We start from the raw sequence: 14,957 nt of genomic DNA on the forward strand, positions 1-14,957 counted from the left end.
GTATGGGAGCGGGGGCCGAGGCTAGACGATGCGCGGATGCCGAAGGAGCCGCAAGACCCTATGGATCGTCGTAAGGTGCTAAAAACGCTGGCGGTTTCCGGAGCTCTTTGCTCCGGGCTCGTCCGCCAGGCCATCGCGCAAACCGCGCCCAAGCCCGCCGATGTTCCACCGCTTATCCCGCTTACGGGCGATGGTCACGGCTTGCCCGCGGATTGGACCTTCGTCGAGCCGAAGCAATGGCAGACGGTGGAGCGCAGCCTCGCCGCCAAGATGCGGCTGGGCTTACGTGGCGGTGCGCCGGTCGACGTGGCCGGCCTCCGCGTCGGCCGCAGCGGCACGATCGAGACCGGGCATCTCGACCCGGTCGGCGATCCGGTGGAACTGCCTGACGCGGTCGCCGACATCGTCCGGCCGGCCGACGAGGCACTCAGTCTCGAGGCGGTCAACACGGACCTCAATCCGTTCATCGATGGGCCGGTCGGTGCCGACGGCAAGCCGCTGATCGGACCGTTCGACGAGGGCGGGGAAGTCTACGAGGGCAAGACGTTCCTGCCGGTGCGGCTCATCATGGGCCAGATGCTGAAGGCTGCCGGACTGCCGCCTGAGGCCACGCAACCCCTCCTCGCCAGTTTGAGCGAGACGGTGGCGATCCGCACGCCTGCGCATCAATTCCACCTCGGCAATGGTCTCGGTAACCGCGTGGTGTTCTACGGCGAGACCTCGATCAACGGCGAGATGGTCGATCTCGGCCACAGCCATATCGACAAGCTCGTGACCGCGCTGTCGTCCAAGAATCTGCGGCTCATCAAGCAGATGGTGCATTTCAACCTGCAGTCCCAAGGCGGCACGCCAGACGCCATCGTCGCCGACGGCGTCGGCGGCTCCACCCACGCCGGCGGCTTCGCGGCCGGCTATAGCCTGGACGGCAAGCCGATCGCCGTGAAGAGCGATTGGCCGAGCAGTTACGGATGGCTTGGCAACAACAACAAGACCTACAACGCCCACCTGATCGCCATAGACTATGCCGCCGGCACCGAGGCGCCGATTCCCGACCAGACGCTGGCCGCCTATTACCGCAATGCCGACATGTGGGATTGCTGCGCGGCGATGCTGGTGCCGTTCGCCGATCAGGACCCGGACCCAAAATTCCGCGATTACCAATATAATCCGCTCGAAGTGTTCGATCAGGCGTCGGCGCGTGAGATCGCGGCTTCGCTCGCCACCCTCGACAGCAAGGGCTTTCTCGACGAGCACGGCGCGTTCTATTGCGCCGAAGGCCAATATGTCGTCGCCAATCTCGGCCCGCAGGAGGACGAGACGGGCGGCACGCTGCTCAAGAAATCCCGCTATGGCGCCACGCCGCTCGGCCGCCTGATCGAGAATTTCCAGGCGGCGCCCGGCTATAACGGCATGGGGCCGGAGGACCGACGAAAAAATCCGGCGATCGGCTGGGAATATCTGCTGGAGCTCGGGCCCGAGCAGGGCGGCATTAGCGGTGGCCAGGCGCTCGTCTTGAAGGCGACCGACCGGCACGGCATCGCGCTCGAGTGGATCCCCGAGGACATCAAAGGCTGGCAGGCTTATGGGCCGAAGAATGCCGAAGCGCTGATCGCTCGGCCCATGACTATTGCCACGCTGGCTTGGGGGCTGCTGCGCCTCTATATGCCGCGCGATGCGGTCGCGCGAGCCGTCGCCGCCGATATCACACGCGCCCATGCCGAGGGAAATGCAGGCGTGAAGGCCACGGTCGAAAGCTTGCTTGCGGGCGCGATCCCCAGACGCGCGAAGGCCAGGTGGCACTTGCCGGGCTTGCCGCCAAGGCCGCCACGGGTCTCTTGCTAGGGCTGCTTTCCAGCGAGCAGGTACGCGCCTCGCTGCTCGCCAAGTCTGGCCTCAACGAGGTCACCAACGAGGCGGACAAGGCCAAGATGGTCGCCGCCTATCAGAATTTCTTGAGCATCGTGCAGAACGCGGACTTTTCGACACAAAGCGCGTTCGACCGGGCGCTCGCGCGAGCGGACGAGGAACTCGGCAAGCTCAGCGTCGAGCGCAGCTTCTATAGCCGCCAACTGGATGAACGGCTGCCGGCCAAGAGCATGGTGATGAAATATGCCGCGCCGCCCTGTTTCAGCATGTGGGCGCAGCAACCCTTCCTCGCTGAGACCGGCTGCCTCCGCTATGTTGCGACCGCAATGCATATCAGCCAGAGAAAACAGCCCGCCTCGTGAGCCCGGGACACATGCCCATGACGATGACACTCCGATATCTCTTGCTCACCGCCATGATCTCCGCCGGGGCCGGGGTATCTGCGTCTTGGGCCGATTCGAGATTCGGCCACTATGTCGGCAAGTTCGTCGCCGAGTTTGGCGGCGACGGCCGCAAGGTGAAACTCATCGAGCCTTACGGCTATGTCGACCCCGCTGGAGAGCAGTGGGACGTGCCCGCCGGCTATCTCACCGACGGGGCCTCGGTGCCCTCGGCCTTGTGGGCGCTGTATCCGCCTTTCACGGGCGCCTACCGATCGGCCGCGGTGATCCACGACTATTATTGCGACAACAAGCAGCGCAGTTGGCAGGACACCCACAAGGTCTTCTACAACGCCATGCGCGCGGCGGACGTGGACGAGAACACGGCCAAGATCATGTATGGCGCGGTTTATCTGTTCGGTCCGCGCTGGGGACCGGGGACCGCGCCGGGGCAGCGCAACGCGGCGCCGAAAGCGACGCCTGAGCAACAAGAAGAGATGGTCGAAAAGCTCAAGACCTTCGTGGAGACGGAAAATCCCGATCTCGACAGCCTCGAGGCTCATGCAAAGCGGATGAGCAGTGGCCCCATCATGCCCTTGCGCAAAGACGGCGAGTAAGGGTCGAACGTGGACGGCTTTTAATTTCCAGGCCGTTTTGCCGCCATACTCGCGGACAAGATGGCTGCAGGAGCGAAGACAAAACCTGCAACCTGACGTCTAGGGGGAGGCGGCGGTAGCGACTATACTTCCGGTTAGTCGATTACTGGGTTGCCGCAGCTTGGGACCGTCTTCGCATGCGATCGGTTCGAGTATTCGTCTCCTCCCCGGGCGACACGCATTTCGAAAGAATGCGCGTCGAGCGGGTCGTCGAACGCCTGAACGGCGAGTTCGCCGGCATCGCGCGCCTTGAGGCCATCCGCTGGGAAGGCCAACACTACAAGGCGCACGCCACCTTCCAGCAGCAGATTCCCGAAGCATCGGATTGCGACATCGTGGTCGCCATCCTGCGCCACCGCCTGGGCACGGAACTGCCGGAAGACTTTCAGACCATGCCCAATGGCGAGCCGTATCCATCGGGGACGGCCTATGAAATTCTGTCAGCTATCGAAGCGAGCAAGGAAAAGTCGGTTCCCGACGTCTATGTGTTCCGCTACAGCGAGCCGCCGACCGTGCGCCTCGACGACGAGAGCACCAACCGCCTCGTCACCAATCAATGGGAACGGCTCAAGACCTTCTTCAAGAATTGGTTCCAGACGGCGGACGGCAAGTTCAAGCTTGCCTTTCACACCTTTCAGAACACCGATGCCTTCGAGGCCGATGTCGACAAGCTGCTGAGGACCTGGCTGGAGGAGAAGATCCTCAAGGGCCGCTCGGTTCTGTGGCCGGTCGATATCAAGGGCTCGCCCTTCCGCGGGCTGGCGGCATTTGGCGCCAAGCATGCGCCGGTATTCTTTGGCCGCTCCCGCGACATCACCAAAGCCGTCGACGGCCTGAAGGACGCGGGCGAGCGTGGATCGCCCTTCCTGCTCGTGGTGGGCGCCAGCGGTGCGGGCAAATCTTCGCTGGCCCTTGCGGGTCTCGAGCCGCGCTTGACGACGCCCGGCGTCGTCCCGTCCGTCGATCAGTGGCGGGTCTCGGTGATGCGGCCTGGAGAGCATCCAAACGGTCCCGTGGCCGGGCTCGCCGCCGCGCTTCTACAAGGGGGCGAGGATCTCGATGACGACGATATGGGCCGGCTCCAAGCGTTGCCGGAGATCGCCGAAAGCGACTATGCGTCGGAGGATGAATTGGCGGGCCTGCTCGCCCATGCCGACGAGACCTGCGCCAAGCCAATCTTGCGCGCGCTCGAGCGGGTTGCCGAGGCGGAGGCGAAAGCGAGCGGGCACGACCGGGCGGTGCGGGCCGACCTGCTGATCGTGGTCGATCAACTCGACGAACTGTTCGCCGGGCAAGTCAATGCCGAGGAACGGGCGCGTTTCGCCAAACTCCTTGCCCTTCTCGTCGACACGGGACGCGTGTGGGTCATCGCCACACTGCGCGCGGATCTCTATGAGCGTTTCCTGAAAGAGCCCGATCTGCTTGCCCTGAAGAGCAAGGGGGCGACCTATGATTTGGCGCCCCCCGGTGCGGTGGAGATCGACGAGATCATTCGCGGTCCGGCCGCCGCCGCAGGCCTCGTCTACGAGACGGACCCCGAGACCGGCGACCGGCTCGACGATCGTCTGATTGCCGACATCGACCGGCCCGACATGCTGCCACTGCTTCAGTTCACGCTCAACTTCCTGTTCGAGAAGCGGGTCACGGAAGACGGCGAGACCACGCTCACCTTGAAAGCATACGACGAACTCGGAGGGCTGGCCGGTGCCATCGACCGGGAAGGCGAGCGCGCCATCGCCGGCCTTGGCGCGGCGGAGCATGAGCGTCTGCCGCGCCTGTTGCGGCAATTGGCGACGCCCGCGCACACGGCCGAGCCCGGTGGAGGCGGCGCCAATGCGGGGCTTTCCATTTTGTCAGTGCCGTTCGAGGCGGCGGCCTACGATCCGCCTTCTGAACGGCTGGTTCGCGCGCTGGTCGATGCGCGCATCCTGTTGTCCTCAGGGAGCGAGCAGAAGGCGACCATCCGCTTGGCGCATCAGCGTGTGCTGGAGAATTGGCGACGGGCACAGGAGATTGTCGCCGCCAACGCGGAGTTCTATCGCATCCGCGACGATGTCGATGGCTTGCGCCGCCGCTGGGAGAACGCCAACAAGGCGCGCGATCTGCTGATACCCAAAGGCGTACCGTTGGCGGAAGCCGAGAGCATCGCCAAACGCTATCCCGGCGAGCTGGGACCCCCGACGCTTGGCTTCATCGCCGCTTCGGGCAAGCGGGCGCGATTCAGGCAACGCCTCGTTGGCAGCGCGGCGGTGGTCTTCGCCGTGCTGGCGGTTGGCGCCACCGTTGCCGGTGTGCTGGCGCTTCAGGCCGAGCGACGGGCCAAGCGAAACTTCGACGTGGCAAGCGCGCTCGTGACCGACATCGCGCGAGGCTTGCGCAACGTCGAGGGAATGGGCGTCCAAAGCCGCAAGAAGATCTTCGCCCAGGTGAGCAAGACGCTCGACGATGCCGTGGGGGCCTCGCCGGACGACGCGCAACTGCTCGGCATGCAGGCCACCATGTTCGAGGAGTTTGCCTCGACACACACGGCCGAGGGGGAATCCGCGCAAGCGGCGGAAAGCACCGCCAGGAGCCTAGAGATCAAGCTGCGCCTGGCCGAGCTCGATACCTATGATGACGGCAAAGGCGGGCAGCAGGACATCTCCAGCACGCTGGAGCAGATCGGCGATCTCAAGCTCAAAGCTGCGGACGACGCGGGCGCGCTTGCGGTCTACGAGCAGATCCTCGCCAACCGGCGCAAGCTGGCAGAGGCGGAAAGTGGCAATCCGGAACGCCATCGCGACGTCGCGGCGACGCTCGACACGATCGGCGACCTCAAGCTCCGGGCCGCCGATTATCAAGGCGCGCTCGAAGCCTATGCCGAAGCCGTCGCTATCAGCCGCGACGTGGTGCCGATGGATGCCGCAAAGGTCGAATGGCGCCGCGATCTCGCACTCGCTCTGAGTGCCGACGGGTACGCCAAGCAGAGCGCCGGCGACCTCGCCGCTGCTTTGGCCGCCTATGAGGAGAGCCTGGGCTTTTCGGAAGGCCTCGTCGCGACCGATAAGACCAATGTCTTGTGGCGCGCCGACGTCGCCTCCGCTCTGATGAACATCGGCAATGTGAAGCTCGACTCCGGGGCCGAAGACGGCGCCATCGAGGCTTATGCCAAGAGCCTCGAAATTCGCCGCCAGCTCGCGGCCGAAGATGAGACGAATGGCTATCTGCCGCGGACCATGGCGGCCAGCTTGAGCGGGCTTGGCGACGCCAAACTTGCCAAGGGCGACCGGAAGGCGGCACTTGCCGATTTCGAGGAGAGCGCCGCCATCTTGCGCCGTCTCGTGGCCGCGGACGCCGACAACGCGGCCTTGCAACGCGACCTTTCCGTCAGCATCAACCGCGTTGGCGACGTGAAGCGCGATTCCAATGATCGCTTGGGCGCCTTAAGGGCTTATGAGGAAAGTCTCGCCATTCGCCAGAGGTTGGCGCAAGCCGGCGGCGGCGATACGCAAGCGCTCACCGACCAGATCTACGTGCTGCAGAGAATCGGCGACGTGAAGCGCAACGCGGAGGACTATGACGGCGCGGTCGCCGCGTTCGAGCCGAGCTTGGCCATCGCGCGCAAGCTGGCGGAGAAGGACCCCAACAATGTTGCGTGGCAGCGCGAGATTTCGGCCAACCTGACGAAATTGGGCGCGGCCAAGAAGGGCGCCGGCGATAGTTCGGGCGCGCTTGCCGCTTACGAAGAGAGCCTCGCCATTCGCCGGGAACTGCCCCAGACCGACTTGGCGGCATGGCAATTCGACGTGGCGTCCAATCTTGAATCGATCGGCGATCTCAAACTCGCGGCCGGCGACAAGGAAGGCGCGCTTGCCACCTTCGAGGAGATGCTCAAGATCGACCGCGTCCTGGTGGCGAGCAAGCCCGACGATCTTCAGGCGAAACGCAACCTCACCCTCAGTCTGAACCGGCTCGGAGACGCCAAGCGCGACCTCAACGACAAGACGGGCGCGCTTGCGGCCTACGAGGAGTGCTTGGCCATTCGCCGGGATCTGCTGGCAGCTGGAAAGACCACCCAGCGGCAACAGGATGTCAGTCTCATCCTCGAAAAGGTCGGCGATCTCAAACGTGACGCGGGCGACAACGCGGCGGCCCTCGCCATTTACGAGGAGATGCTGGTCATTGATCGCGCGACCGACGCGGCCGAGCCCAACACCATCAAATGGCAACGCTATGTGGCGATCAGCCTGAAGCGCGTGGGTGAGGCGAAGCTCGCGCTCGACGACGCGGAAGATGCGCTGGCCGCCTTCAATGAAAGCCTCGCCATACGCCGCAAGCTGGTCGAAGCCGACAAGGGTAACACCAAGCACCTGTTCGAGATTGGCAGCCTCTTGGAGGAGATCGGCGATATCAAGCACGATGCCGGTGACACCTCCGCGGCGATCACGTCCTATCGCGAAAGTGCAAAGGAGCGGCAGGATCTTGCCGCGACGCTGCGGCACGATGGCAGCCGGCGCAGCGCACTCTCCGCATACAAGCAGGCGCTCGGGGTGGCCCGAAAGCTCGTGGAGGCCGAGCCTGACAACCTCGATTATCAACACGACGTCTCAGTCTATCTCCAGGAACTCGCCGCGCTCAAGCTGGGCCTCGAAGATCCCGAAGGCGCGCTCTCCGATTACGAGGAGGCTCTGGCTATTCGCCAGCGTCTCGTCGAGGCCAACGAGAAGAACTCGACTTGGCTGTACGGTGTCGTGGAGACGCTCGAGAAGATTGGCGATCTGAAGCGCGATCAGGGTGACCAGGCGGCGGCGCTCAAGGCCTATGAGGCGAAAGTCGAGGCCGACCGAAAGCTCATTGCGGCGGAGCCCGACGATCGCGATTGGCAACGGAATTTGGGAATTGGTCTGCAGCGCATCGCCGAGGTGAAGCTCAAGACGGGGGATGAACAGGGGGCCCTGGCGCTCTACCAGGAGAGTCTCGATATCCGCAGGGAACTGGCGAAAGAGGATCCCAACAGCGAGCGCTTCCGGCAGGACCTGTCGCTAACCCTCGAGCGGCTTGGAGACCTCAAGCGCAGCATGGGCGACAATGACGGTGCGCTCGCTCTCTATGTCGAGATGCTCGGCTTCGACCGGGCGGTGGCCGCCGCCAATATCGGCGACACCAAGCGGCAGCGTGTGGTGTCGGTCGACCTCAACAAGATCGCCGACCTGAAACTCAAGGCCGGCGATACGAAGGGCGCGCTCGCCGCGGCCGAGGAGAGCCTGGCCATCGCGCGGCATATCGCGATCTCGGCCCCGGAAAATCTCGACTGGCAGCGCGATATCTCGGTCAGCCTGGAGCGGGTGGGCAATACCCAGTCCAAGCTTGGCAACCCGCGCGCGGCATTGCGCGCCTATGAGGAGATGCTGACCATCGACCGCATGGTTGCCGACACCGACCGCAAGAATATCCAGCGGCAGCGAGAAGTGATCCTCAGCCTGAACAAGGTGGGCAATATGCGCGCCGAAATCGACGACTTCAGCGGCGCGCTCGCCAACTACGAAGAGGGGCTGGTCCTCGCCCGCAAGCTCCGCAAGGACGACAACGTCCAGTCGCTCAACGACCTGGTGGCCAGCCTCAAGAATGTCGGCGAGATGAGGGTCAAGCTGGGCGACCTCAAGGGGGCGCTCGCGGCTTACGAGGAGGATCTGGAGCTGAGGCGAAAGATCGCGGCAGCCGAGCAGGACGCGTATTCGCGTCGAGAGCTGGCTATCAGCCTCGAGCGCGTTGGCAATGTGCGGCGAGATATGGGAGACGTCGCGGGAGCCTTCGCAGCCTATAAGGAGGACTTGGGCATCACGCGTGCACTCGCCGAGGCGCGAAAGGGCGAGACGTCGCCGCAGACCGATCTGGTGATCAGTCTTTACAAGTTCGCCCAGACGTCAAAGGGCGCGGACCAAGATGCGGCCATCGACGAAGCGCTCGGAATCCTCGCGACCCTTGACGGACAAGGCAAGCTGGACGAGTCGCAAAAGGGCTGGAAAGACTCCTTCCTGTCTTTGCGCAACGGCTCGACCCCTTAGGCATGGCCATCAGGTCGCCTTGACAAGCCAGGGGTGAAAGTGCCGTCTCTCAGCCATGATGGCGCGTCGGGCAGGGCCCCAATAAATGTGCGGAATTGCGGGGTTTCTCGATCCCAAACGGCGGTCGGGCGACCAGACGCTGCGCGGACTCGCCGCCGATATGGCGGGCGCGCTGCACCATCGTGGACCGGATGCCAGCGGTGTGTGGGTGGACGCGGAAGCGGGCGTGGCCCTGGCTCATGCGCGCCTGTCGATCATAGATCTTAGCGCCGCCGGCGCCCAACCGATGCTGTCGGCGTCGGGCCGCTTCGTTCTGTCCTATAACGGCGAGATCTATAACGCCGGCGAACTGCGCGCCGAGTTGGAACAGATGGGCCACAGCTTCCGGGGTCACTCCGACACGGAAGTGATGGTGGAGGGGTTCTCCGCCTGGGGCGTGCGCGGGACGGTGGAGCGCCTGATCGGCATGTTCGCCTTTGCGGTGTTCGACAAAGCCACGCGAACGCTGACCCTTGGGCGCGACCGGCTCGGCATCAAGCCGCTCTATTGGGGCCATGCAGGCGGGCGGGTCGTGTTTGCCTCCGAGCTGAAAGCGCTTGCCGCGCTTCCCGAGTTTGCCCCGGCGATCGACCGCCAGGCGCTCGGCGCTTATCTCTGCACCGGCTATGTGCCGCGCCATCGAGCATCTACCAGGACATCGCCAAGCTCGAGCCCGGCATGCTGCTGCATATTGCCGAGGACGGTAGGACAAGTGGCGAGTCCTATTGGTTGCTGCTCGACCAAGCGGAGAGGGGTCAAGCGAACCCGCTCCACCTCGACGAGACGCAGGCCCGCGATGAGCTGGAGGCGCTGCTGACCGACGCGGTGACCCGCCGCATGGTGGCCGATGTGCCGCTCGGAGTGTTTCTTTCCGGCGGCATCGACTCGGCGACGGTGACAGCGCTGATGCAGGCGAACAGCCCGACGCCGGTCAAGAGCTTCACCATCGGCTTTCACGAGAAGGGCTACAACGAGGCGGCACATGCCAAGGCGGTGGCAGCGCATCTCGGGACCGACCATACCGAGCTTTACGTGACGCCTGACGAAGCCCAGGCCGTCGTGCCGAAACTGCCGAGCATTTACGACGAGCCCTTCGCCGACTCATCGCAGATCCCGACCTTCCTCGTCTCCGAGATGACGCGAAAGCAAGTCACGGTCGCGCTGTCCGGCGACGGTGGCGACGAGTTGTTCGCTGGCTATAACCGCTACGGACAAGGCTTGCGCGTGGCGCAGGCCTTGCGCCTTCTGCCGCGTCCGGTGGCGGCGGGCCTCTCGCGCGCCATCGGCGCGGTGCCGCCATCGACTTGGGACCGTCTCTTCGACGTGGTGCCTGCCGGTGTGCGGCCGCGGCTCGCGGGCGAGAAGCTGCAGAAACTTGCTGGCGTGCTGAGCGACGAGTCGTCCGGCTACTACCGTAGCCTGCTGGCGCAGTGGCCCGGTGCGTGGTCACTGGTCAAAGGGGCAAAGCCCCTCGATCAGCCGGCGTTCAGCGAGGACATCCGGGCGCGCTTCAAGGAAGAGCTGTCCTGGATGCAGTATGCCGATTCCGTCACCTATCTTCCCGACGACATCCTCACAAAGGTCGACCGTGCATCCATGGCGGTGTCGCTCGAAGCGCGCGTGCCGCTGCTCGATCACCGCGTGGCCGAATTCGCCTGGCATCTGCCGACCCGGCTCAAGATGCGCGGCGGTCAAGGCAAATGGCTGCTGCGCCAGGTGCTTTACAAATATGTGCCGAAGACGCTTGTGGAGCGGCCGAAGATGGGCTTCGGCGTGCCGATCGACGCGTGGCTGCGAGGTCCGCTGAAGGAGTGGGCCGGCGACCTGCTCGACCCTGCCGCGATGACCCAGGCCGGTCTGCTCGATCCGGCGCCGATCCAGGAGAAATGGGCGGAGCACCAATCGGGCAAGCGCAACTGGCAGCATTTCCTCTGGAACGTGCTGATGTTCGAGGCGTGGCGGCGGGCATAGCCGCGACCCGACCCGCCTCTCACAACGATTGCAGCTTGGCGTGCAGTGCTTCCATGCGGTGGGCGTGGGTATGCGCGGCCATGGCGTGCTCATAGGCCGCCGTCGTGATGCGTTCGCGCTCGCCCTCGTCCTTGAACCGCGCGATGGCCGCCTCGACATTGGCCAGATCGGCGTCCACGGCGATGTAATGCAAGTTCGGCGTGAGGAGGTCGTTGTACCGCCCGGCGGTCATGATCTGGCAGGTCTTGGTGCCGATGGCGTCGAAGTGACGGGACGACAGCGCCTTGGAGTAGGCGGGGCAGCGCGGCGCGTCCTTGAAGAAGCGTCCATGGAGATCGTCGAAGTCGAGGCTTTCGTCCTCGAACCCGGCGAATTTGATGGGGCCGCGGCGCAAGGCAAAACCGAGCGCCGATTTGACCGATAGCGGCAGGCGGCGCACCAGGCGGCGCAAGCCCTCACCCTGGCGGATGACGAGACCGGACCGCTCAAGCCCGATAACGTCGTGGATGCGCGTGACAAGGGCATCGTCGCGGTCGAGATACCAACTGCCCGCCTCGCTCGAGATCGTGCCGCGGGAGTTGGCGAGAAACGCGGCCCAGTCCTCGCGCCGAAGCGGCTCGTGGTGTTGACGTCGACGCTAAGCCCGTGCTCGGGCCCGTGCAGCCTGAAGTAATCGATAATGTCGTTGCGCTCCTTGTCGCCGAGAAGCGGCGAGTAGCGATAGCTGCGCACACCGATGTCGACGGCACGGCGGCCCTGCTCCGGGCCGGGGCGAAAGACCTTCGGGTTCAGCGCATGGGGCAGCGAGATGACGTTCGCGCAGGTGCCGCCGTAAAGATACTCACCGGCCTCAGGCAAGAGTTGGGTGGCGACAATGTCGGCATGGCAAGTCTCGAGCGCGGCGATCTTGCGGGCCATTGGCGCGTAGGGAGAGTTGTACTCGTTGCCGACGAAAGCCACGAGGCGCGCCCGGGCGCGGGCGCTAAGTGCGGGTGTAAGGCGCTCCAGGTCTTCGGTGGTGTCGGCGGTGCAGTTGTGAAGCAAGACGACGAGGTCGTGCTCATCAAGTTCGCGGGCGAGACGCGACGGGGAGAGGTCGAGAACGTTGAGGGACGTCGTCTGGAAGAACGGTGCCGCGGAGAAGGCGTCGGCCCAGTCGTCGTAATAGGACGCGCGATGAGGATAGCGGAGCGCGAGCACCAATGTCTTGATGGCGTCTCGCGTTGCGCTCACGCCGGCTCCTGGAGCGCCGCTGCAAGGGTCTGGGCGACGCGAGTCTGAATCTCAGGCGTGAGATAGGGATGCATCGGTAGGCTGAGCACACGCGCCGCCGCTTCCTCGGAACGACCGAGCCCCGCAGGGTCGCAAGGGTGCTGCGCGTAAGCCGGCTGCTGGTGCAAGGGGATCGGATAATAGACGACGGTGGGGACACCGGCCTTGCCGCAGGCTGTCTGGACCGTCTCACGGTCGATGCTCTCGGGGAGCCGCACGGTGTATTGCGCCCACACCGAGGTCGCGCTGGGGGCCACGACCGGCGTCTCGACGCCGCGCAGGATCTCGCCATAGCGCGTGGCAATCTCTTGGCGCGCCGCGATCTCGTCCGCGAAGATGTCGAGCTTCACCAGCAGGATCGCCGCCTGCAACGTATCGAGGCGGCTGTTCAAGCCAACGCGCACATTCTCGTATTTATGGCGACCTTTGCCGTGGAAGCGCAACGAACGGAGAATGTCCGCCTTGGTGCCGTCCTCGGTGAAAATGGCGCCGCCATCGCCGTAGCAGCCCAGAGGCTTGGCCGGAAAGAAGCTGGTGGTGGTGTAGTCGGCGAGGGCGCCGACGCCTTTGCCGCCCATGGTGGCGCCGAAGGACTGTGCCGCGTCGGCCACGAGCGTCAGACCGTTCTCGAGAGCGACGGCGCCGAGAGTCTCATAGTCCGCAGGTTGCCCGTAGAGATCGACAGCGATCACCATGCGCGGCCGCAAGCCTGCCGTCTTGGCAGCGTCGATGGCGCGACCGAGGCTCGCGTCATCCATATTGTAGGTCGCCGCGTCGATATCGACGAAGACGGGCGTGGCGCCGCGGCCCGAAACCGCTTCCGCCGTGGCGACAAAGGTGAAGCTCGGCACGAAGACGGCATCGCCCGCGCCGATATCCTCCGCCATCAACACGAGGCTCAAGGCATCGGTGCCGTTGGCGCAGGCGACGCAATGCGTGGCGCCGCAGAATTTGGCGAGCGCGCCCTCGAGCTCGGCCACTTGCGGCCCGAGGATATACTGACCGCGCGCCAGAACGTCGGCGATGGCCGCGTCGATGCGGTCCTTGATGCGGTCTTGCTGAGCCGCCAGGTCGTTGAACGCGAGGGGGGCTAGCGCCTCACTCTGAGGGTTCGAGGCGTCCATCTTCGGTCTCTCTATAGCGGACATTTTCGATGGGGCAGGTGAGGTCCGGCCCAAGGATGGAGCCGGCCTTGCTGACCCAGCCGATGCGCCGTGCCGGCACGCCGGCCATGAGTGCGTAAGCGGGCACGGGCTTGGTCACCACGGCGCCGGCGGCGATCAGGCAATATGCGCCGAGCTCGTTGCCGCAGACGATGGTGGCATTGGCGCCGATGGTGGCGCCGCGGCCGACGCGGGTGACGCGGAACTCGCTCTTGCGTTCGATCTCGGCGCGCGGATTGTTGACATTGGTGAAGACGCAACTCGGGCCGCAGAACACGCCGTCGCCGAGCTCGACGCCCTTATAGAGGCTGACATTGTTCTGGATCTTGCAGTGGTCGCCGATGCGGCCCGCGGGGCCCACCACCACGTTCTGCCCCAAGATGCAGTTCTTGCCGATCACCGAGTGCGGCATCACATGGCAGAAGTGCCAAATCTTGGTGCCCGCCCCGATAGTGCATGGCTCGTCCACATAGGCGCTTTCGTGGACGAATACGTCGTCAGACGGGGAAGCCATTGAGGTATCTCGCTTCGTCGAGCGCTCCGCCAAGGAACGGGTGCTGCTCGCCCTGGCTTGCGTCGACATTCGCCGTGCGAATGTAGGAGACGGCCTCGACCGATGGGCGCACGTCATCGAGGGTGAAACCGTTGCCGGCAACGATCTGCTGATAGCTCTGGGTATGCAAATCGGTGAAGCCGCCCGAGAACTCGAGCTCCTCGCCATCGATGGTGATGGAGCGGAAGGTCGTTTGGCCCGGCGGAATATTTTGTGGGAGGTCGTTGCGGTTGATCGACAGGAACCACCGCACGCGCGCCTTCTCGTATTCGAGGTAGCCGGCGGCGCAATCGACGGCCCGGTGATGCACGTAGTTGTTCTTGAGGGGGCCGAAGACGAAGGTCAGCATGTCGTAGAAATGCACGCCGATATTCGTGGCGATGCCGCCCGACTTATGCTCGTCGCCCTTCCAGGACACGTAGTACCAGCGCCCGCGTGAGGTGATGTAAGTCAAGTCCACGTCGTGCATGCGGTCGCCAGCGGCGGCGATCTTCTCCTTCAGCGCGATGATCGACGGATGAAGCCGGAGCTGGAGGATCGTGTTCACCTTCCGCCCGGTGCTCTGCTCGATCTCGGCGAGGCCGTCGATGTTCCAGGGATTGAGGGCGAGCGGCTTCTCGCAGATTGCGTCGGCGTCGGAGCGCAGCGCGAAGCGCACATGGGCGTCGTGCAGATAGTTGGGCGAGCAGATGCTGACAAAGTCGGTGGCCTCGCCGCGCCGCCGCCGCTTGTCGATATAGCGGTCGAAGCGCTCGAACTCGACGAAGAAGCGCGTTTCGGGAAAATAGCTGTCGATCTGGCCGACGGAATCCGCCGGATCGAATGCGGCGATCAGATCGCCGCCCACATCCGCGATGGCCCGCATGTGCCGGGGGGCGATATAGCCCGCGGCCCCGATCAGGGCGAAGGTCTTCGGGCCATTCCCGTTTACGCGCATCAAAGTGCCCCCGACTTCAAACTAATGGGTTGATTCTACTTGTGTATAACTGGTGTCCGTCCGCCGGCTGGCCGCA

9 protein-coding genes and 1 pseudogene are annotated in these 14,957 nt (G+C 64.5%); 5 read left to right on the forward strand and 5 right to left on the reverse strand.

Annotation, left to right across the window (positions count from 1 at the left end; translation table 11 throughout):
- Positions 1-60 precede the first annotated feature (60 nt).
- The 5 genes and pseudogenes from AUC69_RS09430 (at position 61) to asnB (ending at position 10,956) form a co-directional block, all read left to right on the forward strand.
- Positions 61-1,842, forward strand: a complete 1,782-nt coding sequence (locus AUC69_RS09430) for a hypothetical protein (RefSeq protein WP_141700706.1) — start codon at positions 61-63, stop codon at positions 1,840-1,842.
- Complete coding sequence (locus AUC69_RS09435; protein ID WP_069441934.1) at positions 1,794-2,228, forward strand: hypothetical protein; 435 nt, start codon at positions 1,794-1,796, stop codon at positions 2,226-2,228. Before AUC69_RS09430 ends, AUC69_RS09435 begins: the two co-directional genes overlap by 49 nt.
- 17 nt (positions 2,229-2,245) lie before the next feature.
- The gene (locus tag AUC69_RS09440) at positions 2,246-2,863 is read left to right on the forward strand and encodes a DUF1353 domain-containing protein (RefSeq protein ID WP_158008066.1); all 618 of its coding nucleotides are present in this window, start codon (positions 2,246-2,248) and stop codon (positions 2,861-2,863) included.
- Between the two features lie 176 nt (positions 2,864-3,039).
- Complete coding sequence (locus AUC69_RS09445; protein WP_083239275.1) at positions 3,040-8,946, forward strand: ATP-binding protein; 5,907 nt, start codon at positions 3,040-3,042, stop codon at positions 8,944-8,946.
- A gap of 85 nt (positions 8,947-9,031) precedes the next feature.
- Positions 9,032-10,956, forward strand: a pseudogene (gene asnB / locus AUC69_RS19710) (asparagine synthase (glutamine-hydrolyzing)).
- Positions 10,957-10,975: 19 nt separating this feature from the next.
- On the opposite strand, the gene AUC69_RS18515 reads toward asnB, so the two are convergent.
- Genes AUC69_RS18515 through AUC69_RS09475 form a run of 5 tightly spaced genes read right to left on the reverse strand, consistent with a single transcriptional unit; the run spans position 10,976 to position 14,881 of the window.
- Entirely contained in the window at positions 10,976-11,188 is a 213-nt protein-coding gene (locus tag AUC69_RS18515) for a glycosyltransferase family protein (RefSeq protein WP_244500191.1), read from the reverse strand.
- Positions 11,185-12,189: a CgeB family protein gene (locus AUC69_RS18520; RefSeq protein ID WP_244500192.1), complete on the reverse strand. Its 1,005-nt coding sequence runs from the start codon at positions 12,187-12,189 to the stop codon at positions 11,185-11,187. Before AUC69_RS18520 ends, AUC69_RS18515 begins: the two co-directional genes overlap by 4 nt.
- The gene (locus AUC69_RS09465; RefSeq protein ID WP_069441939.1) at positions 12,186-13,352 is read right to left on the reverse strand and encodes a DegT/DnrJ/EryC1/StrS family aminotransferase; all 1,167 of its coding nucleotides are present in this window, start codon (positions 13,350-13,352) and stop codon (positions 12,186-12,188) included. Before AUC69_RS09465 ends, AUC69_RS18520 begins: the two co-directional genes overlap by 4 nt.
- Positions 13,327-13,905, reverse strand: coding sequence for an acyltransferase (locus AUC69_RS09470; RefSeq protein ID WP_069441940.1), 579 nt, complete (start codon positions 13,903-13,905; stop codon positions 13,327-13,329). Before AUC69_RS09470 ends, AUC69_RS09465 begins: the two co-directional genes overlap by 26 nt.
- Positions 13,889-14,881 carry a Gfo/Idh/MocA family protein gene (locus AUC69_RS09475; RefSeq protein WP_069441941.1) on the reverse strand — a complete coding sequence of 331 codons (993 nt, stop codon included), beginning with the start codon at positions 14,879-14,881 and terminating at the stop codon, positions 13,889-13,891. The genes AUC69_RS09470 and AUC69_RS09475 overlap by 17 nt, the downstream gene beginning before the upstream one ends.
- Between the last annotated feature and the right edge of the window lie 76 nt (positions 14,882-14,957).

Origin of the sequence: Methyloceanibacter superfactus (genome assembly GCF_001723305.1) — a bacterium.
Taxonomy (GTDB): domain Bacteria; phylum Pseudomonadota; class Alphaproteobacteria; order Rhizobiales; family Methyloligellaceae; genus Methyloceanibacter; species Methyloceanibacter superfactus.

What these genes read in the sequence shown, in the direction of transcription:
- AUC69_RS09430 (WP_141700706.1), top strand. Translation starts at nt 61, where the DNA reads ATGGATCGTCGTAAGGTGCTAAAAACGCTGGCGGTTTCCGGAGCTCTT.
- AUC69_RS09440 (WP_158008066.1), top strand. Translation starts at nt 2,246, where the DNA reads ATGACGATGACACTCCGATATCTCTTGCTCACCGCCATGATCTCCGCC.
- AUC69_RS09445 (WP_083239275.1), top strand. Translation starts at nt 3,040, where the DNA reads ATGCGATCGGTTCGAGTATTCGTCTCCTCCCCGGGCGACACGCATTTC.
- AUC69_RS18515 (WP_244500191.1), bottom strand. Translation starts at nt 11,188, where the DNA reads ATGACCGCCGGGCGGTACAACGACCTCCTCACGCCGAACTTGCATTAC.
- AUC69_RS09465 (WP_069441939.1), bottom strand. Translation starts at nt 13,352, where the DNA reads ATGGACGCCTCGAACCCTCAGAGTGAGGCGCTAGCCCCCCTCGCGTTC.
- AUC69_RS09470 (WP_069441940.1), bottom strand. Translation starts at nt 13,905, where the DNA reads ATGGCTTCCCCGTCTGACGACGTATTCGTCCACGAAAGCGCCTATGTG.
- AUC69_RS09475 (WP_069441941.1), bottom strand. Translation starts at nt 14,881, where the DNA reads ATGCGCGTAAACGGGAATGGCCCGAAGACCTTCGCCCTGATCGGGGCC.